At 30.1% G+C, this 26727-nt stretch carries 23 protein-coding genes; 7 read left to right on the top strand and 16 right to left on the bottom strand.

What is annotated here, in order from left to right; all coding sequences use genetic code 11:
- Window positions 1–22: 22 nt before the first annotated feature.
- The 6 genes from ASC36_RS07270 to ASC36_RS07245 all read right to left on the bottom strand — a co-directional run bounded on the left by ASC36_RS07270 (window position 23) and on the right by ASC36_RS07245 (window position 5574).
- Window positions 23–646 carry a J domain-containing protein gene (locus tag ASC36_RS07270; RefSeq protein WP_055425832.1) on the bottom strand — a complete coding sequence of 208 codons (624 nt, stop codon included), beginning with the start codon at window positions 644–646 and terminating at the stop codon, window positions 23–25.
- Between the two features lie 150 nt (window positions 647–796).
- Window positions 797–2446, bottom strand: coding sequence for a ribonucleoside-diphosphate reductase subunit alpha (locus ASC36_RS07265; protein ID WP_055425831.1), 1650 nt, complete (start codon window positions 2444–2446; stop codon window positions 797–799).
- An 8-nt stretch (window positions 2447–2454) separates the two neighbouring features.
- Window positions 2455–2748 carry a hypothetical protein gene (locus tag ASC36_RS07260; protein WP_055425830.1) on the bottom strand — a complete coding sequence of 98 codons (294 nt, stop codon included), beginning with the start codon at window positions 2746–2748 and terminating at the stop codon, window positions 2455–2457.
- Window positions 2749–3723: a ribonucleotide-diphosphate reductase subunit beta gene (locus tag ASC36_RS07255; protein WP_055425829.1), complete on the bottom strand. Its 975-nt coding sequence runs from the start codon at window positions 3721–3723 to the stop codon at window positions 2749–2751. It abuts the gene before it with no gap.
- Between the two features lie 303 nt (window positions 3724–4026).
- Entirely contained in the window at window positions 4027–4902 is an 876-nt protein-coding gene (locus tag ASC36_RS07250; protein ID WP_055425828.1) for an NAD kinase, read from the bottom strand.
- 15 nt (window positions 4903–4917) lie between these two features.
- Window positions 4918–5574 carry a CBS domain-containing protein gene (locus tag ASC36_RS07245; protein WP_055425827.1) on the bottom strand — a complete coding sequence of 219 codons (657 nt, stop codon included), beginning with the start codon at window positions 5572–5574 and terminating at the stop codon, window positions 4918–4920.
- 502 nt (window positions 5575–6076) lie between these two features.
- Between ASC36_RS07245 and ASC36_RS07240 the strand changes: the two genes are divergently transcribed.
- Window positions 6077–7321: a D-alanyl-D-alanine carboxypeptidase/D-alanyl-D-alanine-endopeptidase gene (locus tag ASC36_RS07240; protein WP_055425826.1), complete on the top strand. Its 1245-nt coding sequence runs from the start codon at window positions 6077–6079 to the stop codon at window positions 7319–7321.
- A gap of 9 nt (window positions 7322–7330) precedes the next feature.
- Here ASC36_RS07240 and ASC36_RS07235 read toward each other — a convergent pair whose 3' ends face one another.
- The 7 genes from ASC36_RS07235 to rbfA all read right to left on the bottom strand — a co-directional run bounded on the left by ASC36_RS07235 (window position 7331) and on the right by rbfA (window position 14748).
- Complete coding sequence (locus tag ASC36_RS07235) at window positions 7331–8440, bottom strand: RCC1 domain-containing protein (RefSeq protein ID WP_055425825.1); 1110 nt, start codon at window positions 8438–8440, stop codon at window positions 7331–7333.
- A gap of 151 nt (window positions 8441–8591) precedes the next feature.
- Window positions 8592–9173 carry a hypothetical protein gene (locus ASC36_RS07230; protein ID WP_055425824.1) on the bottom strand — a complete coding sequence of 194 codons (582 nt, stop codon included), beginning with the start codon at window positions 9171–9173 and terminating at the stop codon, window positions 8592–8594.
- Window positions 9174–9189: 16 nt separating this feature from the next.
- The gene (locus ASC36_RS07225; protein WP_055425823.1) at window positions 9190–11610 is read right to left on the bottom strand and encodes a TonB-dependent receptor; all 2421 of its coding nucleotides are present in this window, start codon (window positions 11608–11610) and stop codon (window positions 9190–9192) included.
- A gap of 110 nt (window positions 11611–11720) precedes the next feature.
- Window positions 11721–11966, bottom strand: a complete 246-nt coding sequence (locus tag ASC36_RS10965; RefSeq protein WP_141656226.1) for a hypothetical protein — start codon at window positions 11964–11966, stop codon at window positions 11721–11723.
- Between the two features lie 163 nt (window positions 11967–12129).
- Window positions 12130–13053, bottom strand: a complete 924-nt coding sequence (gene galU / locus ASC36_RS07215) for a UTP--glucose-1-phosphate uridylyltransferase GalU (protein WP_055425821.1) — start codon at window positions 13051–13053, stop codon at window positions 12130–12132.
- A gap of 150 nt (window positions 13054–13203) precedes the next feature.
- A complete protein-coding gene (locus ASC36_RS07210; protein ID WP_055425820.1) occupies window positions 13204–14385 on the bottom strand; it encodes an ABC transporter permease in 1182 nt (393 codons plus the stop codon).
- Window positions 14386–14388: 3 nt separating this feature from the next.
- The gene (rbfA, locus tag ASC36_RS07205) at window positions 14389–14748 is read right to left on the bottom strand and encodes a 30S ribosome-binding factor RbfA (RefSeq protein WP_055425819.1); all 360 of its coding nucleotides are present in this window, start codon (window positions 14746–14748) and stop codon (window positions 14389–14391) included.
- 400 nt (window positions 14749–15148) lie between these two features.
- Between rbfA and ASC36_RS07200 the strand changes: the two genes are divergently transcribed.
- From ASC36_RS07200 to ASC36_RS07180, 5 genes are all read left to right on the top strand, one after another.
- On the top strand, window positions 15149–16021 hold the full coding sequence (locus ASC36_RS07200) for a mechanosensitive ion channel family protein (protein WP_055425818.1): 873 nt from the start codon (window positions 15149–15151) through the stop codon (window positions 16019–16021).
- A 279-nt stretch (window positions 16022–16300) separates the two neighbouring features.
- Window positions 16301–16777, top strand: coding sequence for a MarR family winged helix-turn-helix transcriptional regulator (locus tag ASC36_RS07195; protein WP_055425817.1), 477 nt, complete (start codon window positions 16301–16303; stop codon window positions 16775–16777).
- A 63-nt stretch (window positions 16778–16840) separates the two neighbouring features.
- Window positions 16841–17992 (top strand): efflux RND transporter periplasmic adaptor subunit, encoded by a 1152-nt coding sequence (locus ASC36_RS07190; RefSeq protein ID WP_055425816.1) that lies wholly within the window; start codon window positions 16841–16843, stop codon window positions 17990–17992.
- A gap of 59 nt (window positions 17993–18051) precedes the next feature.
- Window positions 18052–21204, top strand: a complete 3153-nt coding sequence (locus ASC36_RS07185; RefSeq protein ID WP_055425815.1) for an efflux RND transporter permease subunit — start codon at window positions 18052–18054, stop codon at window positions 21202–21204.
- 25 nt (window positions 21205–21229) lie between these two features.
- Window positions 21230–22618 (top strand): efflux transporter outer membrane subunit, encoded by a 1389-nt coding sequence (locus ASC36_RS07180; RefSeq protein WP_055425906.1) that lies wholly within the window; start codon window positions 21230–21232, stop codon window positions 22616–22618.
- Between the two features lie 101 nt (window positions 22619–22719).
- On the opposite strand, the gene rsgA is transcribed toward ASC36_RS07180, so the two are convergent.
- Window positions 22720–23634, bottom strand: coding sequence for a ribosome small subunit-dependent GTPase A (gene rsgA, locus ASC36_RS07175; protein ID WP_055425814.1), 915 nt, complete (start codon window positions 23632–23634; stop codon window positions 22720–22722).
- Between the two features lie 77 nt (window positions 23635–23711).
- Window positions 23712–24788: a bifunctional 3-deoxy-7-phosphoheptulonate synthase/chorismate mutase type II gene (locus ASC36_RS07170; RefSeq protein ID WP_055425813.1), complete on the bottom strand. Its 1077-nt coding sequence runs from the start codon at window positions 24786–24788 to the stop codon at window positions 23712–23714.
- A 295-nt stretch (window positions 24789–25083) separates the two neighbouring features.
- Here ASC36_RS07170 and ASC36_RS07165 point away from each other — a divergent pair, with 295 nt between their 5' ends.
- Complete coding sequence (locus ASC36_RS07165; protein WP_055425812.1) at window positions 25084–25932, top strand: EamA family transporter; 849 nt, start codon at window positions 25084–25086, stop codon at window positions 25930–25932.
- Here the strand turns inward: ASC36_RS07165 and ASC36_RS07160 are convergent.
- Window positions 25929–26705, bottom strand: coding sequence for a TIGR02757 family protein (locus ASC36_RS07160; RefSeq protein WP_055425811.1), 777 nt, complete (start codon window positions 26703–26705; stop codon window positions 25929–25931). The genes ASC36_RS07165 and ASC36_RS07160 overlap by 4 nt on opposite strands.
- Window positions 26706–26727 lie beyond the last annotated feature (22 nt).

Genomic DNA, 26727 nt, shown 5'->3' with positions numbered 1-26727 from the left:
ACTTGTTTGTAACCTATCACATTTATAAATTTGTTTTATTAATTAAATAATGCTTTATTTTATTGGTGAACTTATAAAAAATAGTCGTAAAATTATATTTAGTTTCAGTATGCTTACTATTGACACCAATAAGAGTTGTTAGAAAATTATCATTATTGGCAAGTATTAAAAGCCTATGTATAATTTTTTCTTTATCTGAGGATTGTAAAAACTTTATGCATTTTAAATTCTCAATTATAATTAACTCAAGAATCTGCTTATTACTTTTTAAAAGTAAGTATTTAATATTTTCATCAGACAGTAATTTTTCCAATCCTTTATATAAAGCATTCTTACTTATCTTATTTTTTCCTTTCTTATAAATAAATTTACGTATATCCTGAAACTTTTTTAAAAATAGATAGGGCGTTACAGGTTGTGAAAAGGTAGATAATTTTTTCTTATAAATTAAATCATAATTTTTACGAGATTCTTCATTAGACAAAGTATGATAGGCTTCGCTTATATTTATAAAAATTTCTTCATATCTTTTATTTCCTGAATTTCTGTCCGGATGATATTGTAAGGCTAATTTTCTATATGATTTTTTAATTTCATCAAATGAAGCGGAAGAACTAACTCCTAATATATTATAAAAATCTTTCATTACTATTCGTTAAATCTTTACTTAAAGTAAGAACATTTTTCACAAATATAAGTCATTTAAAATATATATATTTATAGCCGTAAATATTTAAAAGAAAAAAGACTACTTAAAAAATAGTCTTTTTTATAAATTATTTGACAGTTATTATTACTATGATTCACAACTGCTGCAATTAACCAGATTTACCACTAATTCCTTAGCTACACTTTGGCTTCTTTGGTAATATAACGTTTTAATTCCTAATTTCCAAGCCTCAATTAATAAACGATTTACCTCTTTTATCGGGAGTTCTGCAGGTATATTTAAGTTTAATGACTGTGATTGATCTACATATTTTTGTCTGATTGATGCCTGTTGTACAATTTCCAATTGACTAATCTCTTTAAAAGTTTTAAAAACTTGTTTCTCTTCGTACGATAAATCTTTTAAATGTTGTACACTTCCTCCATTAAGCATAATACTTCTCCAAGTATCTTCATTATTGATATCTTTTTCAGTAAGCAGCATATCTAAATACTTATTCTTACGCATAAAGTTACCTTTAGAAAGACCTGCTTTGTAGTAGTTGGAGCTAAACGGCTCTATACCCGGAGATGTTTGTCCTAAGATTGCTGACGATGAAGTAGTAGGCGCAATTGCCAGTAAAGTGGAATTTCTTCGTCCATAACCTTTTAATAATTCAGGTTCTCCATAAATCCTGGCTAAATCTTCAGTTGCTTTGTTGGATTTATCCTGCAGATAATTAAAAATTTCAACGGTCTTTTGTTTAGCGATCATTCCTTCAAAAGGAATCATATTTTTCTGTAAATAGGAATGCCATCCTAAGACTCCTAATCCTAAAGCTCTATGTTTTTTAGCAAATTTATTGGCTGGTGACAAATAATAATTACCTTCAGTTTTTACAATAAATTCTTGTAGAACTGCATCTAAAAAGAACACAGCTAATTTGACTGCTTCTGTATCTTTCCACTCATCATATAATTCCAAATTCATCGAAGACAAGCAGCAAATAAAAGATTCTTCTTCAGTGGAAGGAAGCATGATTTCAGAACATAGATTGGAGGCATGAATAACCATTCCTTTATCTTTATAAACCTGAGGTTTATTTTTATTAATATTATCAGTGAAGAATATATACGGTAGTCCTTTTTGTTGACGACTTTCTAAAACTTTTGCCCAAATTTTTCTTTTATCTATATCACCGTCGATCATCTCCTGCATCCAATAATCCGGAACACAAATCCCAAAAAATAAATTTTGTATCGGATTTCCTATATCCCGGATAGATAAAAATTCCTCAATATCCGGATGATCAATATCCAAATAAGCAGCAAAAGCTCCTCTTCTCACTCCACCTTGAGATATAGTATCCATGGCTGTATCGAATAATTTCATGAAACTTACCGCTCCACTGCTTTTACCATTATCCGAAACTGCTGATCCTCTTTCTCTTAAAGCACCAAAATATCCGGAAGTCCCCCCACCAATTTTAGTTTGCATGATGACTTCCCCCAACTTATGAGTTATTCCCTCTATACTATCTGGAATATGAACATTGAAACATGATATAGGCAATCCTCTTTCTGTACCCATATTTGCCCATATGGGAGAGCTTAGGCTCATCCACCCCCTTTCAATCATTTCCTGAAAAGCTTCTTTTAGCTCAGGTTTATACAATCTTTGAGCTGCAGCGGTAGTGATCCGATCAATAGCTCCTTCCACCGTTTCACCCTTAAGAAGATACCCCCTATTTAATATTTGCTCGCTTTCCGAATTTTTCCACCAAAGTTTTTCACTCATAATAAATATTAATCTAATCTTTTAACCATTAATTCTAATTTTCCTTTCAAACCGGTTTCGTTATTTACTGCCAATCTTCTTAAAAAATACCCATTATCTTTACCTTCTTCATCAATAAAAGGTATTTCATATATTTCAGATAAAGAAAAATTAGTAAGATATACGGAAATTATTTTTTCCAATTGCTCCAATACCAACCTATGACGGTCTCTATCCCGTAAACTTGTTGCTATTTCTTTTTCAATAGTTGCGTTAAAATTTAAGTATATAAAACTTGCTTTAATTAAATAAAAATCCCCCATTTAAAATAAATCATTTTCAGTTATACTTTTATCATATTTGGTATATTCTGTGGGTCTTTTAGCAAAAAAGTCATCTAAGCTATTTGCGAATACCTCTTCTTCAAACCAAGCCATAGGTCTGTATTGCTCCGGAGTAATATTATACAACCGATCCATCCCTATCTGTTGTAAACTTTCATCAACTCTGAATTTCATAAAATTTAGGAGATTCTCCTTTTCGATGGAATTTACTTCTCCTTTTTCAAATATCCAGTCTAAAATATTGCCTTCAATGACTATTGATTTTTTTACTGTATCTTTGATATGATTGACAGTATCATCATCAAAAAAATCAGGAAATTCTTCTTTAATTTTATTAACTAAATATATTCCGGCATTGGCATGAATTTGTTCATCCACCGAGGTCCAACCAATAATATTGCTTACGTTTTTCATTAGACCTTTAAATCTTGTAAATGATAAAATTATTGCGAATTGACTGAATAAAGAAACATTTTCAATAAGAATGGTAAATAAAATAAGCGATACTACGTATTTTTTTCGGTCATCGGATTTAGTATATTTTAATACCTTATCTAAATATTCGATTCTTTCTCTAATAACAGGTATTTCCAATAACTTTTCGAACTCATTATTATATCCTAAAACTTCCAATAATCTTGAATAAGCTTCAGAATGTCTAAATTCACATTCCGCAAAGGTGCTTCCTAATCCATTGAATTCCGGTTTAGGAAAATGCTGATAAATATTTCCCCAAAAACTTTTTACCGCTACTTCGATTTGGGCAATAGCTAATAAACTGTTTTTAATAGAATTTCGCTCTCTGTCTTCTAAATGTGAATGAAAATCTTGAATATCGGCAGTAAAATCTACTTCTGAATGTACCCAATAAGCATGATTTATTGCTTCTGTAAATTGTAAAATTTCAGGGTATTCAAAAGGTTTGTAATTTATTCTTCTATCAAATATTGACATAATCCTTAATTTATTATTCTTTTTTTAATAATTTTTACTTTATTTTTAAAAAGACAGAGAATCATTTATAAGTGTTAGTCTCACATTTAATTTTTTACGAATACTAACTCTTATATTCAAATTTTATACTCTTATGATTTTTCTAATTAACTTTTTTTCAACTGATTAATTCTTTTATGTTAGACTCTTTATCAAGTAATTAAAATTATAAATATTTAACTTATTCGACTATAGTGGTTCTTAAAAGATATTAAGAAGTTATAAACAAAATACTTTATCTAATATTTAAAGAATGTTTAAAATTTAGTTTCTGGAATCTGTTCCCCATTTTAGCTTTTCTCGAAGATTTTTAAAGTAAGAATAATTGTTATACTTAACAATTTTTATTTTAAATGGAGCTTTTTTTATAATTATTTCATCATCAATCCCTATCGTATTATAACGTGAATCCAAACAGAGTGAATATTTTTCTGATCTGCTATGTACTTTCAATCTTATCTCAACATCATCCTTTAAAATCAAAGGTCTTACATTTAAGTTGTGAGGACAAATGGGCGTTATTACAACTATATCAGCCTTAGGATAAATAATTGGTCCCCCACAACTTAAAGAATATCCCGTTGAACCTGTAGGGGTAGATATAATTAAACCATCTGCCCAAAACGTATTAAGAAATAGATTATCTACATAAGCCTCAATAGTGATCATTGAGGTCGTATCTTTTCGCATTACTGCAGCTTCGTTTATGGCATAGGGTAAGAATTTATGAAAATTACTTTTTACTTCTAATACAGAACGTTCGCTTATACTGCAATTTCCATCTAATATTTCAGATAATTCTTTTAAAAACTCATTTTTCTGAAATGTAGCTAAAAATCCTAATCTTCCTGTATTTATTCCCACAATAGGAATATTTGAACCTTTAATATAAGCTACAGTAGAGAGTATAGTTCCATCTCCTCCAAAGGTAAATAATAATTTTGTGTCTTTGGGTAGGCCTTTCTTTTTAGTAAAAGGAATAAAGTTCGAATTTTTTAAGTCTAATATTTCTTCTAATTCTTTTAAATAGGATTCATAGACATAAATATTTATGCCCTTTTTTTCCAATTGTTGAAAAAAAGCCAAATAAAGTTCGCTATCTTCTTTGTGAACTACTTTTCCATATACACCTACTATCATTGAATTAAAATTAATTTACACTTCCATAAATTTTTGCAGTTGATCGTACCTCTCTTTTAAAAGCTCTTGCTTGGAATCCTCAAAGTATTTGTTTGAAATTTGGTATCCAAATCTCTCAAAGGTATCTCCAATGGAGTTTATATTTTCTGCGCTAATTTTAAGTATTATTTGTGTTGAATCTTCATCTGTATTGGCCAACAACATCCCTAATATTCTTCCGTTATTACTTTCGACGATATTTGCTATTTCACTGGTTGAATATTTTTTTATGGGAGTCGTTATAATCATATAAACCCCGAATTCAGTAATAAATTGAAAAGAAGCCAACTCTTCAATAACAGTTTCTTCTAATACGACTCCTAAAAATTTTTCTTTGAAGGAAATTATCGGTATTATGTTAGTTTCGTTTTCGCTAAATACATGTAAAGAATCAAAAAGTATAGAATTATCATGTAAATAAAACGGTTCTAAATCTAATAAATGGTCTTTTAATGATTCTGATTTTCCTAAATCTCTAATGATATTCCAACCAATATTTCCCTTGACCTTTCCTTTACTTATAACAGGATAGTGACTAACCCCCAAATCGATCATCAATTGCTCTGCTTTGGCAACGGTATCACTTTCATAGAGAGTTAAAACATCATTTGAAATATAATTTGTAATTATCATTATGCTAAGATATAATAAGATTTTTGAGTTACCAAAATTTTACCATTCGGCTCATCCTTTTTATTTATTTTTATAAGCAACTCTGTATAAGATAGTTTAAAATAAGACTTTTATAATCATACTCGATAAATTCACGTACACAATAACCGTCTTAATCCCATACTTTTTATTCATAGAATAAAAAGAAAAATTCCAGGATAAAATTTTTCTTAGTTTCGACGATTATTCTGCATTATATTTTAAAATTTTCTTAAAATTATGGATCATATATAAACAGGTTAATGCAAACATCTTACCTTTTATTCTAAAAACTGATTCTTCTATTAAAAAGAAAACATTTTTTCAGCATCAAAAAATGGTAAACCATAATCTCTGAATTATTTATTCTATATTCATTGATTGATGAAATTTAATTTTATAAACTTTAAATTTAAGATAAAAAATTAGATTATAAAATCATATATTAGTAATTTTGAATAAAACGTTATAAATTATCTAGCGTATGAAAAAAATTTTTTCTATAGTTCTTTACCTATTTATCAGTTTTTCTCTTTATTCACAAAATATATTTCTGGATAAACATTTTAGTTCAGATTTTTATTCCAATCATTGGTCCGGATTCTATTTATATGATCCTTTAGAAAAAAAAGAAGTTTATAATTACCAAGGTGAAAAGTATTTCATTCCGGCATCTAATGTAAAAATTTTTACCCTGTATACCGGAATGAAATTAATTCCCGATTCCCTACCCTCCTTAAAGTATATTTCTAAAAATGATACGCTTTATATTTGCGGAACCGGCGATCCTACTTTATTGGAACCTTATTTTAACCAAAAAAAAGTTATTGATTTTTTAAAAAACAGAAAGGAAACTATAGCCTTATTTACAGGAAATTTTGATGATACTTGTTATGGTCCCGGATGGTCTTGGGAGGATTATGCAGAATATTTTTCACCCGAACGTGCCTCTTTTCCTATCTATGGTAACGTAGTAACTATCTTTTCACCTACTAAAATATATCCTTCTTATTTTATAAATGATGTAAAGTTTGACCATAAGGAATTTCCGAGAGAATTTAAAAAAAATAAATTTTATTTTTATGGTAATAAAAAATTGCAAATTCCATTTATTACTTCTGATTCTTTAACTAAAGTACTCTTGGAAAAAGAACTAAATAAATTCGTTTATCTAACTGGAAAATTTCCAAAAGAAAAATTTTCATACTTGTATAGTATTCCGAGCGACAGCTTATACAGGAGAATGATGCTAGTCAGCGATAATTTTTTAGCAGAACAAATTTTACTGATGGGAAGCCTCTCTATCTCAGATAAACTAAACAGCAATGCCACTATACGCCTTATGTTATCATCATATTTGAAAGATATACCTCAGCAACCCAGATGGGTAGATGGCTCAGGGCTTTCAAGATATAATAATTTTACCCCTAAGGATATGGTATATATTTTAACTAAATTATATGAAGATATACCCTATAAAAGATTAATTTCTTTATTTCCAATAGGAGGAGTTAGCGGAACCTTAAAAAATAATTTCCAAGGTAATCCACCTTATATATTTGCAAAAACCGGAGGAATGAAAGGGGTGTCTAACCTTAGTGGATATTTAGAAACTAAATCAGGAAAAGTATTAATATTCAGCTTTATGAATAATAATTTTCAGTATTCATCCAAACAAATTAGAGAAAACATGCAAAAAGTACTTGAATATGTTAGAGATTACTATTGATCATTTTTTTTATTGACAAGTTGAAATTTGAGTTGGAATATTTCTGCTGAATTCTATTCCGAATCCTAGTTCTCCATAGTCATTTCTACCCCATCCCCATAAACTTCCATCTTCATGTATACCTATGCTATGCTCAAAACCGGCAGATACAGTTTTCCACTTGGAATTATCCAATAAAACGGGGGCATTTTTATTAATTTGTGTCCCATCTCCTACTTGACCGTTAGTATTCTTACCCCATCCCCAAAGTGTACCGTCTTCTTGTATACCTAAAGAATGATATTCTCCGGCAGAAACCATTTTCCATTTGGAATTACCGATACGGACAGGAAAATCCTTATCCCTATTGGACTTATCACCTAATTGACCAAATTCATTATATCCCCAAGCCCAAAGGCTCCCATCGGCCTGTATTCCTAAAGTAAAATCAAATCCGGAAGTGATGTATTTCCATTTACTATAACCTATTCGTACAGGAATAGTCGAATATTTAAATTTATCAGTCCCTAATTGACCATCTTCATTATTACCCCAACCCCATAAAGTTCCATCTTCCTGTATTCCCATACTATAATTGAATCCTGCCGTAATAAATTTCCATTTTGCATTTCCTATTTTAACCGGTCTATTTTTATCCTCAGTAGTTCCATCTCCCAGCTGACCTTCTTCATTACTTCCCCATGCCCATAAGGTCCCGTTTTCCTTTATAGCCAAAGAATGAAATTCTCCTGTAGAAACACTTTTCCATTTGGAATTATCTATCTGAACAGGATAAATTTTTGTAAAATTTGTACCATTACCTAATTGTCCGTTATCGTTCAATCCCCAGCCCCATATGGATCCATCATTTTTTATTCCTAACGTATGATTGTAACCGGAATAAACCAACTTCCATTTTTTTGAGACATCTACTTCTGTGGGAAGAGATTTATTTTGATCTGAACCATCACCTAACTGTCTTTTATCATTTTTCCCCCATCCCCATAAAGATCCGTTATACTGTATACCAAGACTGTAATAATTTTTTACAGAAATTAACTTCCAACATACATTAATTTGTGCATTGACTTTACTTATAAATAAACATGTAATTGCCAATAATAAACAATTAAATTTCATACAACTTTTGCTACCCAATTTTACTTATATTTACCAGTAAATATAAATTTCTTAATAAGTAAATGAGATTAACTTATCAAAATTAATTTACATTATAAACAAAAGCTGTATGATATTTATTGTAGTATAATCAATTTTTTTATTTTAAATCTTAGATACCTACATTAAAATGAGCTTCTAGATCAATTTCTCCACCTAAAAGAGCTGCTGAAGATATATTAGGATCTTTCTTTGCCGGTTGATGTAGCAAATAAATATAAACAGTTGACAGGGCTTGATCTTCAACTGTCCATACGGTATGATGCCCTAGCTTTCGCCCTAAAGTATCTATGTTATCATTCTCTGCATAGGATATGTTTAAACCGTTGGAATTCAGCTTCTGATATAAAACAAAATGATCATCGGCATCCTCAATAAAAATTTCATCAGTTACATCATGTAAATGATTATCATGTTGAGCATAAAATTTTATTTCTACATTATAAGTCCCTGATGGTAGATTAATATTCGTAACCGGCACATCAGTGGTCCCTTCCGGTACTTCATAAACGAATTCTCGAATTAAAGTCGGATCCAAATTATTTCTAAATTGTAATATCACTTTTGTCATTTCATCATGATCATGCTCCGGTAATGAATTTAAAATGTCATCTCTGTCATTGGAAGAACAGGACAAAAGGGTGGATAAAAGTAAAGTAAATGTTATCAAAAAAGTTAAATTTTTAATTTTCATATCTATTTTATATTCGTTAAAAGTTATATTGTATTTTTAATAAAAAGCTTCTTCCAGTTTCGTCCGTATAATAACGCAATCGATTCATATAATCTCTGTATGTAGTATTAAAAATATTTCTTATTCCTAAGGATATATTCATCAAATTTATAGTGGAAATATTGAGTGAAAAACCTGTGACAAAATCAAAAAGCTGATACGCAGCTGGAGGTGAACTAATATCTAAAGTTTCTGAGGTCATTACTCCATTTTTTACTATATCAATTTCTAAATTATAATTTGGATAATGCGCTTGCTTTAAAACAGAAGTGGATGTAAATTTTGCAAAATAGTTTTTCCATTTGCTATTTCTATATTCAATTGAATTAACCCATTGCAAAGGTGGCATCGAAATTAAAGAAGAATTATTTTTTATATCTTTTCCTCTTAAATAAGAAAAATTGGTTGAAAATTTAAATTGAGCTGCTAACTGATAATCAGCCATAAGATCTGTACCATAAATTTTGGCATTGGTTTGTTGATATTGCCATACTGGAAAAGCTCCTCTTATAGTATATTCTGCACCTATGGGAATCGAATTTATAAAATCGTTTATATAATTATAATAAACCGTTAATTCAAAATTAAGCTTATTATTAAGCCAATTACCTCTATAGGTTGTCATTATCTTACTTGATTTTTCATTTTTCAATTCTAAGTCGCCTAAATCTATGGAAGCCGCTGAGTGATGTAATCCATCGCTAAACAACTCACTCGGATTAGGTGCCCGGCTACTCAAGGAATAATTAAACGTAATATTATCTGAATTTCCCAACTTTAATTTTGCTCCTAATGTAGATGCAAAACCTTCGTATGTAAGAACTGGATTTACCAGATAATTTAATCCGGTGTCTTTAATTATTTTTTTTGAATATTTTTTATCATAACCTAAGGAGGCCCATCTACTTTTTTTATAAAATTTTAAAGCATCAATTTTTTGATGATCAAATCGTATTCCTCCTTCAATTACTAATTCTTTATTAATATTAAAATATTCAATCCAATAAAAAGAATAATTGTTTTTTTCATAAAAAGGAATCAATGGACTTACACCGGTTCCGGCATTAGGAAAATTTTCTTGATATGAATAACTGCTTCCTAACTTTGTTCTAAGCTTAGTCCCGTTTGAAGATTCAAAATCTAAATTAACCGTATGTGTGGTTAGATCTAAATTGAGTGATGCTTTATTGGCGAATTCGCTCCTTCTGATATCATATTCTTTTCGATTATTGAATTGATATCCGTATACTAAACTTAATTTACCTAAACTAAAATTATAATGAGTATTAAATTTAAATAGATTATGTTGGATTTTCTGCTTGGGTGAATTTATTTTCATTGTAAAATCATCAATAACCAACGGTTGCTTATTATTGATAGCATTCAAAAGATTTTCTAAGTTACCGATAAGCGCGGCCTTTAAAATTCCTATTTCTGAACCAAAATAACTATAAAATAATTCTACTCCATATTTGCTGTGATTACGTCCAACTTGAATTGAAAAATCATTTTCTTTAAGACCAGTATTGGACATAACATAATCAGGCGCCATTAAATCACCGGATCTTTTATAAGTGCCTTGTAAGCGTAAGGCCCAACCTTTTTTCCATCCTTTATCTAATTGGGCAGTTATATTTTCCCCCTTACCATTAGAAACATATGAGGTTAACAAGCTTCCTGTCAGTGTATCCTTAGCATATAATTTTTTAGGTTCCACTAAAACAATACCTCCGGTTGCATCCCCGGCGTATTGTAAGGCTCCTGCTCCTTTAATTATTGAAATGGAATTTGCCAGATTGAGGTCAATATCCGGAGCATGTTCTACTCCCCATTGCTGATCTTCTTGTCTTATAGCATTATTGAATATAGGTACTCGGCTGCTATGCAATCCGTGAATTATGGGTTTTGCTATATTATTTCCGGTTCTTAATATACTTACTCCGGCTATCGTAGATAACGCAATTCCTAAATTGGTGCCGGAAAGTTCATTAATTTGATTTTTAGATAATTTATTTTCTATTGATGTTTTGGTTTTTTCCAAAGACTTTCCTATAGTTATTATTTGTTGTAATTCTTTTTCATTATGCTCCAATGAAAAATCTTGGTTTAAATTACTCTTTATTATTATTTCAAGAGTTTTTGTAATATATTCACGATGTGAAATTTTAACAAGATACTTATCTTGACATAAATTTGAAATAGCATATTCTCCAAACGAATCAGTTATACTTGTGAGTTCATTTCCTTTAGAAGAGAGAAGTTGAATCGTAATATTTTTGATTCCTTGTCCGGTATGTAAATCTGTTATTTTACCAAAAATATGGAAAGTACATTGAGCATAGGAATTAAGACTTAATAAAATGAGAAATGTAAAAAAAACTCGTATTGTCTTTTTCATAAATTATATAATACTAAGGTATGACTAATTGAAAAATTTTATATCCTTTAAAAGATACGCATTCGGATATTTATTTCAATTTATTAAAAAAATAAATATATTATTTCTTATTATGCAAATATAGGAGGAGGTCTATTGAAATGATCAGATTGGTTTATATTTTTGTAAAATATAAAATTATAAATGTCGTCAGGTAAATCTACTATTAGAAAGTTTTGCTGTATTACATAATCATAGCTTTCTGGTACGTCAAATAATTGAAATTTTCCAAAATTAAAGATAGTATGACATTGCTGACACTGTTCATGACTAATTTTGTTTTCCTTGTGTTGTTCTAAGTGAATATATTCCTGCAAAGAAAATATTTTAAATACGAAAAGTATTGAAAAAAAAAGGAATATTATCCGTATTTTATTGGTATGGAGGAATTTCACCTTAAATAATATAAATTAATCAGTAACAAATTTAAATAAAAAAATCTTTCAACGGATTGAAAGATTTTTTTATTTTATTATTATATTATTTTTTGCTAACTACAGCCATTTTTTCTTTATTTGAGTTTTGTTTTTTTTCTAATTCTTTACCTAACTCAATAATGTAATCATGTAAATTATCTTTTATTTGTGGATGAACTAACCCGTATTGTATATTGGTTTTTAAAAATCCAAATTTATCACCTACATCATAACGGATACCACAAAAATTACGGGCGAATACTCTTTGAATTTTATTCAGCGTATCAATAGCATCGGTTAATTGGATTTCCCCCCCTGCTCCGGGTGCTTGGTTTTCCAAAATACTAAATATTTCCGGTGTTAATAAATATCTTCCAATAATTGCCAAATCACTAGGAGCATCTTCAGGCTTAGGTTTTTCAACAAAATTAAGCACATTATATAATCCTTTTTCTATTTCTCTTTCAGGAGCGATAATTCCGTATTTTGAAGTTTCTTCATGAGGCACTTTCATTACTGCTATAGTAGAAGCATACGTCTTCTCATAGTCTAATATTAATTGTTTTGTTAATGGAACCTTATCTTCCATTATATCATCTCCAAGCATAACTACGAATGGTTCATTTCCTACAAAAGCTTTCGCTTGTAATACTGCATGACCTAATCCTCTGGGGTGAGACTGTCTTATAAAATGCAAATTTATATCAGTCGTTTCTTCAACAAGTTTTAATAGTTCCGTTTTATGCTTTTCCCTGAGATTAGCCTCTAATTCAGGATTGGAATCAAAATGATCTTCTATAGGTCGTTTTCCTTTGCCGGTAACAATTAAGATATCTTCTATACCTGAGTTTATTGCCTCTTCTACTATAAATTGTATTGTAGGTTTATCTACAATGGGAAGCATTTCTTTAGCTAATGCTTTTGTAGCTGGTAAAAATCTGGTACCTAAGCCAGCAGCCGGAATAACGGCCTTTTTTACTTTTTTCATAATTTTATAAATAACGGTTAAAAATAGCTAGTTCACTAAACAATTAAAATGATTTATTAATGTTTCTTAAGTTATACAAATATAGAAAAAATGAGCTTCGATTTGTTTTTATGAGCAATATTATAATAATTATTTAAATAAAAAAACTTTTTAAAAATTTAATTTTCTCGAAGAGAAAAATGATACAAAAAATCCAATAAAAAGTACAGTAAATAATACTATAAGATAATTATCAAGATCAAATTTAACCGGAAAAGGCATAAAAGGATTAGCCATAACTAAACCAAATTTTGATTGTAACCATGTTAAAATGGTTCCTAAAATTATACCTATTACAACACCAAATATGGTAATAATAATTCCGATGTTAAAAAATAATTTTTTTAATCCTGAAATACTATATCCTAATGCTAATAGCGACTTTGATTGATATTTTTTATCTAAAATTATGATGATAATTGCTCCCGCTAAATTAAAAGAAGCAATTATTATAACTAAAATGAACATTAAATATATAAACAATTGTTCCACTTTCATCATCTTTAAAAAAGATGCATCCTGTTCTTGTCTATTTAAAATTATATATTGATTCCCTAATTCTTTTTTTAATTGCTTTTGCAAAGATTTTACATTATTTTTGACTTTCAGTTCTATTGAAAAAGCACTATTGGAAGGTAGATTCAACAGTTTTTGCGATACTTGTATAGGAACAAAAATATAATTTTCGTATTGATCATTTAATGCAAAAACTCCCGTCATATGCACATAAGCTTTTTCAAATGCATCATCCGTATTTGAAATCAATTTCTTTCCCGGTTTAGGCATATAAAGGGAAGCATAATATTCTTTATCTATAGGAACTCCCAACCTATAGGCTAATGCATTGCCAAAAGCCGCCTCATTATCAGAAGATATATTGGGAAATTTACCTGCCTGAAAGCAGGTATCAATTTTAACAACTTTCAAAAAATTTTCATCTACACCTTTTAAATAAGCAATTTCATCCTTTTCATAAAACAATACATATACTTTCTCTTCAATGACTTTCGTAAATGCTTTAACTTCAGAATGAGAAGATACTTTTTTCACTACCTTATCGATATCAGGAAGGGTTTTACCCGTTGCCGGTAAAATTCTTAAATCCGGATTAACATCACTGAAAAGTTTTATATTAAAACTTTCTAACCCACTAAATACCGATAATATAACAAACATGGCACAGGTAGCAATCGCTATTGCTGTTAGTGAAGTATACATAATAATACTTACAGCTTGTGTGCTTTTTTTGGATATAAAATACCTGAATGCTATGTACCAGGATAAATTTTTCACAAATTACAAAATAGGATTTTCATCTTTACCTTTTAGAGCTTTCTCTATCTTTTCAACATTATCTAATGTTGTATCCAGATAAAATATCAATTCAGGAATTTGCCTAACCTGTTTAGCTATTCTATTACCCAAAGCTTTTCTGATTCTCGGATTAAGAATTTGTATCTCCTTCATTAAAGCTTTTCTGTACTCTTGCGGATAAATACTCAAATATACTTTTGCTACACCTAAATCTGAAGAAACTTTTACTTCTGTAACAGAAATAAGTATTTTAATATTCATTTCCGCTGATTGTTTTCTAAAAATTTCAGCTAACTCTTTTTGTAATAATTGATTTATTTTCTTTTGTCTATTGCTTTCCATAAATATTTCACAAATTTAGATAATTTTAAGTACTTCAAAAATTTTAATTTAATAATCTTAAATTCAATTTTACATTAAACTTATTTTATCTTCACCATTATCTTTTTTTAACCAAGAATTCTGAAATAATATTTTCTTTATATTGATCTATGACAGTATAAATTTATTATATAAATTATTTATAGAAAATTAATTAAAACCCTTGATTTAATATGCAATCAAAATAAAAACTCATAATATAGTTGTATTAATGATAATAAAATAAAAAAATTAAATACAAAACTATTTTTTTAATAATATCTGAATCATAGAAGTATTTAATTACAAAATAGTATTATTTTTGTCCAGGTATATATTTTGGAATCCATCATTAAATTAATAGATAATAAATAAATTAAAAATGAATTTATATCAAGTAAATCATCAATCAGTTTCTAATGAAATTATTAATCCCACTGCTATTGAAAAATTGCTTAATAAATTAATAGATTTAGCTTATGAACTGGGAATAAAAATTGTTACCTGTTTAGTAGTTTATTACCTAGGATGGTTTTTAATAAAATGGATTGAGAAATTATTTCATAAATTTTTAGAAAGGAGAAAAATTGACCCCTCCGTAAAATCATTTCTTGGGAGTTTATGCAATATTACCCTAAATATATTGTTGATAATGTCTATTATAGGGATTCTAGGTATACAAACCACTTCCTTTGCAGCATTAATAGCCTCTGCCGGTTTAGCCGTAGGTATGGCAATGAAAGATAATCTTGGAAATTTTGCAGGGGGAGTTATGATCCTTTTTAATAAACCTATAAAAATTGGAGATCACATATTAGCTCAAAATCAAGAAGGGGTAGTTCAATCTATTGGTATCTTATATACTGTTTTAACCACCTCAGATAATAAAACTATATATATTCCTAACGGACCTCTTTCCACCGGATCCATATTAAATTTCTCAACCCAACCCCAAAGAAGAATAGATATCACAATTGGTGTCGATTATGGTACTTCACTTCAAGAAGTCAAAGACATTCTCGAAGAAATTATTAGTTCAAATTCATCCATTCTTAAAAGTCCGGAACCTTTCATTGGCTTATTAAAATTAAACGATAGTTCCATTGATTTTGTTGTTAGGGTTTGGGCTGAGTCAGCCGACTATTGGCCTGTGTATTTCTTTTTAAATGAAAATATTTATGAGAAATTTACCCATGCCAAGATTAATATTCCATTTCCTCAACTTACCGTGCATATGGCTGATGACAATAAATAAATTTTAAAAAAAATTGCTTAATTCTGAATTAATCCTTCATTTAGTAAATAAATATTTATTAACGTTAAGTTAAAATTTATTTATATTGTTAAAATAAATAGATAATTATATAGTCAGATATTCTGGTCAAATATATCTCGGCTCGGTATTTGATGATGTTAATTACACTTAATAAGCACACATATTATATGGAAACTTATAAATTCTTCGAACAATAATTTGCATTTTAGTAAGTATACATATTATATTTGTACTTTCAATTTTTGTTAATTAAAGAATATGCAAACTAATTATAAGGTATTTCTTCTAAATATTACGGATAGTGAAAAAACAGGATTCCTATTATGGAAAGTAAATAACCTCTGGCAAAGAGAATTTAAAAAAAATTTTGAACACTTAGATTTAACCCATAGCCAATTAGTATTGCTTTTCACTATATTATGGGGGGAAACCAACCAAACAGAAGTATCTCAAAAAAGCCTTTCTGATAAGGCGGGTATTGATCCCATGACTACCTCTACTGTCTTACGAACTTTACAAAAGAAAGGTTGGATAAAAAGAAAATTTAATAAAAAGGATTCAAGAACAAAACTAATTTCATTAACAGAAAATGGAAAAACAATTATTAAAAATGCAACTAAGATTATAAAAAAATTTAATACCTCATTTTTTAGTCCTTTAAAAGATCAACAAAACCAATTTCAACAAAATTTAGTAACTCTTTTAGATGACGACACGTATGTAGATGAAATTTAATAAACCTCTTATAAAAAATATGAACTTAATAATAAATAACAATAATATAGAAAAATCATAAATATGAAACTCAGAAAAATACAAATTATAGCATTGCTATTCACAGCTGCAACTTCCACATTATATGTATCTTGTGGCGGTGACAAAAAAAACGCTGCAGGAATGGCTGCCATGGGTGGAGGACAAGTAAACCAAGTGCTTCCCTACCCGATAAAAGTAGTTACTTCTCAAACTGCTGTTTTGGAAAAAGATTATCCTGCAACTATTAAAGGTGAAGAAGATATTGAAATTAGACCAATGGTGGAAGGATTCATCAAAACTATTAATGTAGATGAAGGTTCTGTAGTTAAAAAAGGTCAAGTTTTATTTACTTTAGATGCACCTCAATACAAACAAAATGTATTGAATGCCGAAGCTGCTATTAAAACAGCAAAAGCACAGGTTGATAACGCGGTTATGGATGTTAATAAAATCACCCCCCTTGTAGAAAAAGGAATTGTGAGTAAATATCAATTAGAATCTGCACAATATGCCTTACAAACTAAACGTGCAGCATTGAATCAGGCTCAAACTTCTTTAGCTATTGCTAACACAAATTTATCTTATACTGTTATTACCAGTCCCGTTGATGGTGTTGTAGGTTCCATACCTTATCGTTTAGGTAGTTTAGTTAATAGCACAACTACATTAACTACCGTTGCGAATACTTCCAATGTGTATGTATATTTTTCTTTAAATGAAAAACAATTATTAGATTTTCTAAAAAATACACCGGGGGCAACACAAGCAGAAAAAATCAAAAAATCTGAACCGGTTACTTTAATTTTAGCTGATGGTACAGAATATAATGAAAAAGGTAAAATCGAAACCATAAACGGTATTGTTAACACGTCAACAGGCTCTGCTAATTTTAGGTCTAATTTTCCTAATCCTCAAGGTATTTTAAGAAGTGGTTCTACCGGATCCTTACGAATCAGTACTACTGTCGAAAATGCTTTAGTTATTCCACAAAAAGCAACATTTGAAATACAAGGTCAAACCTTTGTTTTCGTTGTTCAAAAAGATAATAAAGTAAAACAAGTAACCATTAAAGTTACTCCAACACCTGATGGACAATCCTATATTGTTAATTCCGGATTAAATGAAAACGATAAAATAGTTATTAACGGAATTCAGAATTTAAAAGAGGGTATGGAAATAAAACCTCAACTTTAAATTTCTTAACATAAAAAAACATATTATAACTTTAAATAATATAAAAAAGAAATAAAACAATGCTTAAAACATTTATAGAAAGACCCGTTCTTTCCACAGTTATATCCATTATAATTGTGATTCTGGGTATTTTAGGGGTAGTTTCACTACCGGTTGCCCAATATCCCGAAATTGCCCCACCAACGGTGCAGGTGACTGCCAACTATCCGGGCGCAAATGCAGACGTGGTCATGAAGAGTGTTATTATTCCATTAGAAGAACAAATCAATGGAGTTGAAAACATGACTTATATAACATCGAGTGCAACTAATGACGGTAGTGCTACTATTACCGTTTATTTTAAACAAGATGCTAATCCTGATATTGCAGCCGTAAACGTTCAGAACTTGGCTGCACGTGCCAACAGTTTACTTCCATCAGAAGTAACTAAAAATGGGGTTATTGTCCAAAAATCACAAAGTAGTAATATCTTGTATATCGGTTTAGTCAGTAAAAGTAAAAATTATGATCAAAAATTTTTACAAAACTATGCGAACATCAATATATTACCTCAGATAAAGAGAATCTCCGGAGTTGGTGATGCTCAAGCAAGGGGTGCTAACACTTATTCCATGCGTATTTGGTTGAAACCCGACGTAATGGCAACTTATGGAGTTACTCCTGCTGACATAAATGCTTTATTAGCCGAGCAAAACTTAGAAGCAGCTCCCGGTGCATTAGGGGAAAACAGTGCTCAAACATTTACTTATACTTTAAAATATACCGGTCGTTTAGTAAGCTCTGAACAATTCGGTAATATGATTTTAAAATCTCTTCCTTCAGGAGATGTTTTAAGATTAAAAGATATTGCAAGAGTAGAAGTAGGTTCTGAAAACTATCAAATTACTTCAACTATTGACGGAAATCCGTCGGTAATTATCAGTATTGCCCAAACTGCAGGTTCCAATGCACAACAAATTATTAACGAAGTTGAAAAAGTATTAGATAGTGCAAAAAGTTCTTATCCTCCTGGAGTAGAAACTGTATATATGATGAATGCCAACGATTTTCTTAATGCATCTATAGAAAAAGTTATTCACACACTATTTGAAGCATTCGTATTAGTATTTATCGTGGTATTAATATTCTTACAAGATTTACGATCAACTTTGATTCCTGCAATTTCAGTTATCGTGGCTATTGTTGGTACATTCTTCTTCCTGTTAATATTTGGATTTACCATTAATATTTTAACTTTATTCGCTTTAATTTTAGCAATTGGTATTGTGGTGGACGACGCCATTGTGGTCGTTGAAGCCGTCCATGCTAAATTGGAGGAGGGAATGAAAGATGCCAAAAAGGCTTCCCTACATGCTATGGATGAAATAGCGGGAGCAATTGTGGCCATCACTCTAGTAATGTCTGCCGTATTTATTCCGGTAAGTTTTATTGGCGGAACATCAGGAGTTTTCTACAAACAGTTTGGATTAACTTTAGCTGTTTCCATTGTTCTTTCCGCAATTAATGCGCTTACTTTAAGTCCGGCTTTATGTGCATTATTATTAAAGCCTCATGATGACAAAAAACACAATACAGTGGTTAAAAAATTAAAAGATGGATTTAATGGTGCATTTGAAAGTTTAACCAATAAATATAAAAAAGTGTTGATTTGGACTTCTAAAGCCAAATGGTCCGCTTTTGCAATTATTATGGTTTTCTGTGGAATTTTATATTATCTGATGAAAACTACTCCGACTGACTTTGTGCCTCAGGAAGATAGTGGATTTATCATCGGTGATATAAGTCTTCCTCCGTCTTCAACATTAGAACAATCAACTGCTATTGCCAAACAAGTATTTGAAATAGCTAAGGGTATTGAAGGAGTATCCAATGTTGCCCAAATTAACGGTATGAGCTTCATTAGTGGTGCAGGAGGAAATTACTCTGTAATTCTTGTAAAATTAAAACCATGGAAGGAACGTCCTAAAACTCAAATAAACGATGTAGTTAAGCAACTCTTCATAAGAACAGCAGGTATTCAAGGAGGAAGAATTATCTTTTTCGGAACCCCTACCCTACAAGGTTTCGGTATCAGTAATGGTTTTGAATTTCAAATTCAAGATAAAACCGGTGGAGACATTCGTAAGTTTTATGAAATCAGCGGTAAATTCTTAGGAGCCTTAAACCAACGTCCGGAAATAATGTATGCAACTACTTCATTTAACCCGAACTATCCTCAATACCAAATTAATGTAAATGTTGCAAAAGTTAAACAAGCAGGTTTAGCCGTAACGGATATTTTAGGTGCTTTACAAGGATATATCGGTGGGCTATATGCCTCTAATTATAACGAATTTGGTAAACAATATAAGGTTATGATCCAAGCAGATCCGAAATACAGAAAAAATGTAGAAGATCTTAATGGTATGTATGTAAGAACCAATAGTGGGGAAATGGCACCCATTGCCGGATTTATTACCTTAAAAAGAGTTTACGGTCCACAATCTCTACAAAGATTTAACCTTTACCAATCCATACCTGTAAATGGACAACCAAATGCAGGATACAGTGCCGGTGATGCGGTTAGAGCTATTGAAGAAGTTGCTAAACAAACTCTTCCTCAAGGATATTCTTTTGAATATTCAGGAATGACCAGAGAGCAAGTTAACAATAGTGGTTCTCAAACCATTTATATATTCTTATTGTGTTTAATTTTCGTATATTTCTTATTATCAGCACTATATGAAAGCTACATCTTACCTTTAGCTATCATCATATCTTTACCTATAGGTTTAGCAGGAGCTTTCTTATTTGCTAAATTATTTGGAATAACAAACAATATATATTTACAAATCAGTTTAATTATGCTTATCGGTTTGCTAGCGAAAAACTCCATTTTGATTGTAGAGTATGCAGTACAAAGAAGAGAACATGGTATGAGTATAATTGATGCTGCTGTTGAAGGTGCCGTCGCTCGTTTAAGACCTATATTAATGACCTCATTTGCGTTTATTTTCGGGTTATTCCCGTTAATGGTTGCTACCGGTGCAGGGGCTGTTGGTAACCGTTCAATAGGTACAGCCGCTATTGGTGGTATGTTAATTGGTACTGTAATTGGTTTAGTAGTTACTCCCATGCTATTTGCTGTATTCCAATCATTACAGGAAAAAGCAACACATAAGCCTTCCGTACTATTAAGAGAACAAAACAGTGATGATGATGATGATGAATAAATATAATAAAATAAAAGAATTAAGAATGAAAATTCGACCAATTCAATATACAACCTTACTATTATTTACAGTAGTACTTAGTTCATGTATTACCGCTAAATATGAAAAACCTCAGATAACTGATAACAAATTATATAGGGATATGCCTGTCAAAGATAGCACTACTATTGCAGACATCCCTTGGAGAGATTATTTTAAAGATCAAAATTTGCAAAGTTTGATTAATGAGGGAATTCAAAATAGTTACGACTTACAAATTGCTGTAGCAAGAATAAAACAAACCGAGGCTGCGCTTCGTTCTGCTAAATTAGGTTATTTACCTAGTTTGTCTGCAGATGCTTCTTATTCTAACAGTAAATTAAATACAGTTCAAGGTAACGGAGTTAAAACTCATTCAGAAGTTTTCCAATTAGGAACATCTGCAAGTTGGGAGCTTGATATTTGGGGAAAAATATCCAGTGCTAAAAGATCAGCTCTAGCTTCTTATCTTCAAAGTGATGCATATAGGCGTTTAGTTCAAACTTCTTTAGTGGCAAATATTGCGAATAATTATTATTCTTTAATTGCTCTAGATGAACAATTGAAAATAACACTAGGTACCATTAAATTATTAGAAGATAATGTTAGAACTATGGAAGATTTAAAAGAAGCTAACATAGTTACCGGTGCAGCTGTTGAACAAAGTAAAGCCTTATTATATTCTACACAAGTTAGTGTTCCTGATTTGGAAAAAAATATCAAAGCTTTAGAAAACAGTATTTGTTACCTACTTGGTAGAACTCCGGGACCTATTCAAAGATCTTCAATGGATCAACAAACCGTCCCTACTCAATTTTACTATGGAGTACCGGCTCAGTTATTATCTAAAAGGCCGGATGTAATGATGTATGAGTATGCTTACCGTGCTGCATTTGAAGATACAAATGTTGCAAAAGCATCTTTATATCCTTCTTTAACTATTACCGGTAATGCCGGTTATTCTACCTTAAAGAATTTAGATAACTTCTTTGACCACTCAAGCCTTTTTGCAAGCGTAGTTGGAGGTTTAACACAACCTATTTTCAATCAAGGAAAATTAAGAAGCCAACTTAGAATAAGACAAGCTCAACAAGAAGAAGCACTGCTTAATTTTAAGAATTCGGTATTAAATTCAAGTGTTGAAGTTTCTAATGCTTTATTTGCTTATGAAAAAGCTAAAAGTAAAGATTATGACAGAAATTTACAGATTAATTCTTTGGTTAAATCTGTAGACTATACTAAACAATTGTTAATATATAGCGATGCTAATTATACTGAAGTTTTAAATGCTGAAAGAGACTTATTAAACGCCAGGCTAAGTCAAGTAAATGATAAACTTCAACAATTACAAGCCTCAATTGACCTATATAAAGCATTAGGTGGAGGTGTAAACTAAGCAAAAGATTGTAAATTACATAAAAAGTCGGATTTCTACGAAATCCGACTTTTTTATTTTAGTAAAAATTCTTTATACAATACAAAATAGATTCATATTAATTAATTCAACTCCTGAATTAATTTTAAATAATGAGAGTATCTTTTTTCGGATATTTTACCGTTTTTAACTGACTCAATTATAGCGCATTGAGGCTCATTAATATGTAAGCAATTATTATATTTACAATAGGGTTTATATCGTAAGATTTCTGGAAAATAATCTTGTAATTCTTCTTTGTGAATATCTACTAATTCAAATTCTTTAATTCCGGGAATATCAATTATATTACCTCCGAAATCCCATTCATACATTTGTGCAAAAGTCGTAGTATGCTTACCCTTTTCATTATAATTGGATATAGTTGCAGTTTTTAAATTCAAATCTTCTTGTAGAGCATTTATGGTAGATGATTTACCACTTCCAGAATGTCCTAAAAATACGGATGTTTTATCCTTAACCCTATTTTTCAGCTCTTCTATACTAGCTTTAGTTAATGCTGAAATTCGTAACGTATTATATCCGATATTTAAATATATTTCTTCAATTTCCTGCAATTCGGTAAGCTCCGCTTCGGATAACAAATCGATTTTATTAAATACAATCAAAGCAGGAATTTGATAGGCTTCACAAGTAATTAAACATCTGTTCAAAAAACCCAGAGATGTTTGGGGATATTTTAGGGTAAAGATGATACATGCCAGGTCTATATTAGATGCTATTATATGAGTTTCTTTGGACAAATTAACCGATTTACGTATGATATAATTTTTTCTTAGGTTTATTTTTGTAATCCAAGCTACATCATTATCCTCCAATTCGAAATGTACCCGATCTCCTACTGCCAGCGGATTAGTGCTTCTAATTTTTTCCTTTTTAAATTTACCACGAATACGAGCATCATAAACTTTTCCTGAATTTATGTCTTTTACCAGATACCAACTTCCTGTTGATTTTAATACAATTGCCTCATTCATAGCTCATAAATATAAAAAATGCATCGTAACGATGATGCATTTCTACTAATATACTAAATAATACACTAAACTTATAATTATTTTTCCATAATTTTATTCTGCAGTTCAACAGATTCTTTATGAATGGAAACTAACAGATGTTCTAAAAAATCTTCAGATAATCCCATTCTTTCTCCATTACGTATTGCTAATTTTTTTAAAACATTCCATCGATCCGGTTGGAAAATAGCTACATTATGTTCTTTTTTGAGAGTTCCGATTTTCTTAGCAACATCCATTCTAGCTGCTAATAATCCTAATAACTGATTATCCAGCTCATCTATTTCTCCTCTATACCTGTTTAATTGGGCTGAAAAATCATCAGAATTATCATTCTTTTTTCTTAATATAATATCAACCAATATATCTTTTAAGGCTTCGGGAGTAATTTGTTGTTTGGAATCACTCCATGCTCCATCAGGATTATTATGCACTTCAACCATTAGCCCGTTATATTCTAAATTAAAGGCTTGTTGAGCTACTTCTGCTATTAAATCTCTTCTTCCGGTTATATGAGACGGATCTCCAAGGATAGGAATATTTGGAAATCTATCTTTAAGTTCTAAGGCTATTTGCCATTGTGGATTATTTCTATATTTAGATTGGTTATAGGAAGAGAAGCCTCTATGAATTACTCCTAACTTTTTAATTCCTTGAGCTACTAATCTTTCCAATGCGCCTATCCACAAATCCAAATCCGGATTTACAGGATTTTTAACCAAAATTACTTTATCTGTATCTCTTAAAGATTCTGCTATTTCTTGAATGGTAAAAGGATTTACAGTTGAACGAGCTCCGATCCAAAGGTAATCCACATCAAATTCTAAAGCTAATTTTGCATGAGATGCATTTGCTACTTCTGTAGCTATAGGCATATTAAATTCATCCTTTACCTTTTTTAGCCAATTAAGGCCGATGGCTCCTACCCCTTCAAAACTTCCGGGTTTAGTTCGCGGTTTCCAGATACCTGCACGAAACACCTGCATATAATTCCGATCCATTCGTTCTGCAATTTCCATTACTTGCTTTTCACTTTCAGCACTGCAAGGCCCCGCTATTACCAAAGGCTTTTCAAATTGTTCAATCCAATTCTGGTCTAAATCTTGTAAATTCATAAATATGTTTTCTAAAATAATGTAAATCTAAAATTTTTTTATTACTTGTCATAAAGTATTTTGTATTTTAATTTTATTTTTATGTTTTTATTGTATGTATCTTATAAAAAAACTATACTGTGATGCCAAACCGTAAAAAATTCAACTCTCCATCTTCAAAGAACAATGTTTTATATTGGAACGCTTATTAGACCAGATCAATTTAAACGATTAATACTAAAATTTACAATTTGTATTATATTTTTCAAAAAAATTAAAATCCGGAATTGTATTTTTGTTAAATATTTAAAAAATTATGAAGGAAATTGTTGTTAGTATTTTTTTCAATATAGTTGTTTCTATTTTATTAAAGTTATATAATAAGCATTCAAAAGGTATTTCTTTGGTAATTACGTATAATTATTTATTTTCAGCCATATTGTGCTATATACTTTTCAAACCCGATTTACCCTCATTAAATTATTCTTCGGCTCCTTGGCTTATTTATATTCTGATGAGTATCTTAATGCCCGTAGTTTTCTTATTAATTGCCGAATCCATTAAACATACCGGAATCGCACGTACGGATATAGCTCAAAGAATGTCGTTATTATTAACAGTAAGCGCGTCTTTTATATTTTTTAAAGAATCATTTAACTCTATTAAAGTCATTGGTTTACTGGTAGGATTTCTTTCAATTGTTTTTATTTTTTATTCAAAAAAAGGAGATCAAACATTTCCTTATAACAAATTGTATCTTCTTATACTCATATTTTTTGGATTGGGTATTATTAATATCTTGTATAAATTAATAGCGGTAAATAAAACCTTTGATTTTACGACCTCAACATTTTTTATATTTATAGGCTCTTTTATAGTGGGATGCCTTATTACATTTGTGCAAAAAATTATATTTTCATTCAAGGAAATTTTATGGGGAATCGCTTTAAGTATATTTAATTTTGGAAATGTTTATTTTTATTTAAAAGCCCATCAAACTTTTAAAGACAATCCCTCCATAGTTTTTGCTTCCATGAATTTAGGAGTGATCATACTGGGAAGCTTAGTCGGAATTGTAGTTTTTAAAGAAAAAATGAATAAACTAAATTATTTAGGATTAATACTTGCCTTGGTAGCCATAACTATAATTTCACTTTCGACTTAAAGAGCGAACCCTTCGAAAACTCCTAATCCGAAAAGTGCAAAATCATATTTAACGGGATCTTCGGCATCCAGAGCTTTTAAATTTTTCATAAGATAAGAAGCTGATTTCCAATCATTTTGATTTCTGGTTAACAATTTTAAAGTTCTTGCCACATTTCCTGAATGTACATCTAAAGGGCATACCAACTGAGCAGGAGAAATAGAATTCCACAATCCAAAATCAACTTGTTTCGAATCTTTACGTACCATCCATCTAAGAAACATATTTATTCTTTTAGCAGATGAATTTTTTGCCGGGCTGCTTATATGTTTTTGAGTTCTCTGCAAATGTTCAATTTCAAAGAATCTTTCTCTAAACCGTTCAATCAAAAAATAGGTATCTTTTTCTTCTTTTTTAGCTGAAAAAACTTGTTCTAATCCCTGATGATTTTTATAAATATTTTGTAAGGATTTGATAAAAAAGAATAAATCTAAAGAATTAAATGTCCTATGGACGCTCCCTTCCATTCTTTTTAGGTCTTGAGTAGTATGGTTTAGGATGAAATCATAAGGAGAGTAGTCTAAAAACTGCATAATTCTACCCGCATTTTTAATAATAGACTTTCTATTTCCCCATGCAATGCTTGCAGTAAGAAAACCTGAAATTTCAATATCCTCTTTTTTATTAAATTGATGGGGAATTTGAATTGGATCAGTTTCTATAAAATTTATAGTATTGTATTGTTCAACCTTTTGATCTAAAAAAGGTTTTAATTCAAGTACTTCATCAATCATTTACAATTATCCGGATAAAATA

This window comes from Apibacter mensalis (genome assembly GCF_001418685.1).
In the GTDB taxonomy this organism is placed as follows: domain Bacteria; phylum Bacteroidota; class Bacteroidia; order Flavobacteriales; family Weeksellaceae; genus Apibacter; species Apibacter mensalis.
This window is presented reverse-complemented; position numbering and strand designations above follow the sequence as displayed.

Bases quoted from the DNA above. Each gene is read 5' to 3' on its own strand.
- ASC36_RS07270 (WP_055425832.1), bottom strand. From the start codon at position 646: ATGAAAGATTTTTATAATATATTAGGAGTTAGTTCTTCCGCTTCATTT.
- ASC36_RS07265 (WP_055425831.1), bottom strand. From the start codon at position 2,446: ATGAGTGAAAAACTTTGGTGGAAAAATTCGGAAAGCGAGCAAATATTA.
- ASC36_RS07260 (WP_055425830.1), bottom strand. From the start codon at position 2,748: ATGGGGGATTTTTATTTAATTAAAGCAAGTTTTATATACTTAAATTTT.
- ASC36_RS07255 (WP_055425829.1), bottom strand. From the start codon at position 3,723: ATGTCAATATTTGATAGAAGAATAAATTACAAACCTTTTGAATACCCT.
- ASC36_RS07250 (WP_055425828.1), bottom strand. From the start codon at position 4,902: ATGATAGTAGGTGTATATGGAAAAGTAGTTCACAAAGAAGATAGCGAA.
- ASC36_RS07245 (WP_055425827.1), bottom strand. From the start codon at position 5,574: ATGATAATTACAAATTATATTTCAAATGATGTTTTAACTCTCTATGAA.
- ASC36_RS07240 (WP_055425826.1), top strand. From the start codon at position 6,077: ATGAAAAAAATTTTTTCTATAGTTCTTTACCTATTTATCAGTTTTTCT.
- ASC36_RS07235 (WP_055425825.1), bottom strand. From the start codon at position 8,440: ATGAAATTTAATTGTTTATTATTGGCAATTACATGTTTATTTATAAGT.
- ASC36_RS07230 (WP_055425824.1), bottom strand. From the start codon at position 9,173: ATGAAAATTAAAAATTTAACTTTTTTGATAACATTTACTTTACTTTTA.
- ASC36_RS07225 (WP_055425823.1), bottom strand. From the start codon at position 11,610: ATGAAAAAGACAATACGAGTTTTTTTTACATTTCTCATTTTATTAAGT.
- galU (WP_055425821.1), bottom strand. From the start codon at position 13,053: ATGAAAAAAGTAAAAAAGGCCGTTATTCCGGCTGCTGGCTTAGGTACC.
- rbfA (WP_055425819.1), bottom strand. From the start codon at position 14,748: ATGGAAAGCAATAGACAAAAGAAAATAAATCAATTATTACAAAAAGAG.
- ASC36_RS07200 (WP_055425818.1), top strand. From the start codon at position 15,149: ATGAATTTATATCAAGTAAATCATCAATCAGTTTCTAATGAAATTATT.
- ASC36_RS07195 (WP_055425817.1), top strand. From the start codon at position 16,301: ATGCAAACTAATTATAAGGTATTTCTTCTAAATATTACGGATAGTGAA.
- ASC36_RS07190 (WP_055425816.1), top strand. From the start codon at position 16,841: ATGAAACTCAGAAAAATACAAATTATAGCATTGCTATTCACAGCTGCA.
- ASC36_RS07185 (WP_055425815.1), top strand. From the start codon at position 18,052: ATGCTTAAAACATTTATAGAAAGACCCGTTCTTTCCACAGTTATATCC.
- ASC36_RS07180 (WP_055425906.1), top strand. From the start codon at position 21,230: ATGAAAATTCGACCAATTCAATATACAACCTTACTATTATTTACAGTA.
- rsgA (WP_055425814.1), bottom strand. From the start codon at position 23,634: ATGAATGAGGCAATTGTATTAAAATCAACAGGAAGTTGGTATCTGGTA.
- ASC36_RS07170 (WP_055425813.1), bottom strand. From the start codon at position 24,788: ATGAATTTACAAGATTTAGACCAGAATTGGATTGAACAATTTGAAAAG.
- ASC36_RS07165 (WP_055425812.1), top strand. From the start codon at position 25,084: ATGAAGGAAATTGTTGTTAGTATTTTTTTCAATATAGTTGTTTCTATT.
- ASC36_RS07160 (WP_055425811.1), bottom strand. From the start codon at position 26,705: ATGATTGATGAAGTACTTGAATTAAAACCTTTTTTAGATCAAAAGGTT.